This window comes from Bathymodiolus azoricus thioautotrophic gill symbiont, assembly GCF_001298715.1.
Taxonomy (GTDB): Bacteria; Pseudomonadota; Gammaproteobacteria; order PS1; family Pseudothioglobaceae; genus Thiodubiliella.
In genome coordinates, this window is record NZ_CDSC02000295.1 from 1 (window position 1) to 1,630 (window position 1,630).

The following is a 1,630-nucleotide window of genomic DNA, read 5'->3' on the forward strand; positions in this document are numbered from 1 at the left end:
AAAAGCACTATTGGTTGAATAAATTCTAATGTAGCCACTGTCTCTGGGCGTAGGTTTACTTTTTGCTCCAAAGTCACCCCAAGTTGTAATTGATCCATCAATTTTAAGGGCGGCAAAGCCAGAAATATTTGAATAAATCTTGGTATAGCCACTGTCAGTAGGTGCGTTTGCACTGCCACCCCAAGCTGTAATTGTGCCATTAGCTTTAAGAGCGGCAAAGGTATTGCCAGCTGAATAAATTTCGATATAACCATTGTCGATGGGTGGATGGTTTTCACTGTATGTTTCACCCCAAGTTGCGATTGTGCCATCAACCCTAAGGGCGGCAAAGGCGGAAAGCGTTGAGGAAATCTTAATATAACCATTGCTCTTGGGTGCACCTTTTTTGCCACCCCAATCCGGATCACCCCAAGTTGCGATTGTACCATCTGCTTTAAGAGCTGCAAAAGCACTACCAGCTGAATAAATCTTGGTATAACCCCCACCAGTGGGTGGGTTTACACCTCCATAATTTGAGCCACCCCAAGCCGTGATTGAGCCATCGGGATCAAGAACGGCAAAGGCACCCATATTAGGGTAATTTAGTGCATTAGTAGTCCCACCAAAATCATTATGAGCGCTAGAATAACCTACTTCAGGAAAACGCCAATTTTTTATTTTTGAACTACAAAGCTCGCCACCTATCACCTGAACTTCTGCTAAAGATAAATGATTTTTATCAAGTAACTGGATTCTAACATAACGACCTTGCTTATCTTGTGCGTCTAATCTAATGATATTTTTTGGATTAGGTACAACATAAAAGTCTTGTTGATAAGTGTTGGTCCTAAAGTATTCTTCATTGGAAATACTAACCCGGTAGCTCTTTAGTCTGTCTGCACAACAATCAGTGCGGTTGTAAATAATGATTTGATTAATAATTTTCTTGCTACCTAGATCAACCTGCCACCAAGCACCTTGTTCACTTTTGGTGCTGGTTGTGCTGTTATTATACCAGTTGCCGTCAGTGTTACCATCAACTGCATTGCTAGCACGACCGAGCGTGGAGGAGACATCACTGGATTGAGTGGCCTGTTTGTCGTAGGCCAGATTGATACCAGCCTGAATTATGGTAGTCACAAGAGATGCTATTAGTAGTAAAGCACGACTGAAATTTTTATTGATAGGCGTTAAGTTCATTGTATTTTCCTGATGGTTAGTTTAAACTAACAAGTTTATGCTAATAACGAATCTTGAATTCACATCACAAGCACAACTCTCGTTAGTTGGTCAAAAAAGTATATTAGCCCCTCTTTAATCTGACAAAAACCAAAAACAAAGAATGCAACATGAAAAAATACACACAATTAACCTGTGAACAAAGATACCATACTTATCTCCTAAATAAACAAGGATACAGTCAAACTTTTATTGCCAAATCAATGGGCAGAAATAAATCAACCATTTCTAGAGAATTGTCTCGTAATACTGGCGTCCGCAACCAATTATGGGGCGCTTAGAATCAGATAAAAAGGTTAAGGATCTTAGAAACTTTAAAGAACTTGATAGACCCAATAAAGGATGACACTCACTTTATTCGAGGCGATGAGTGCTTTTGTGAGAATATATCAGGTAGCCCGTTATTGACTAA

The 1,630-nt window shown here is 39.8% G+C and carries 1 protein-coding gene and 1 pseudogene; one reads left to right on the forward strand and one right to left on the reverse strand.

The window, feature by feature from the left end; genetic code table 11:
* On the reverse strand, nt 1-1,179 hold a 1,179-nt coding region (locus BAZSYMA_RS05690; protein ID WP_195910119.1), incomplete at its 3' end, for a discoidin domain-containing protein.
* A gap of 149 nt (nt 1,180-1,328) precedes the next feature.
* On the opposite strand from BAZSYMA_RS05690, the pseudogene BAZSYMA_RS05695 reads away from it, so the two are divergent.
* Nucleotides 1,329-1,478, forward strand: a pseudogene (locus BAZSYMA_RS05695) (helix-turn-helix domain-containing protein); the annotation flags it as partial.
* Nucleotides 1,479-1,630: the final 152 nt, after the last annotated feature.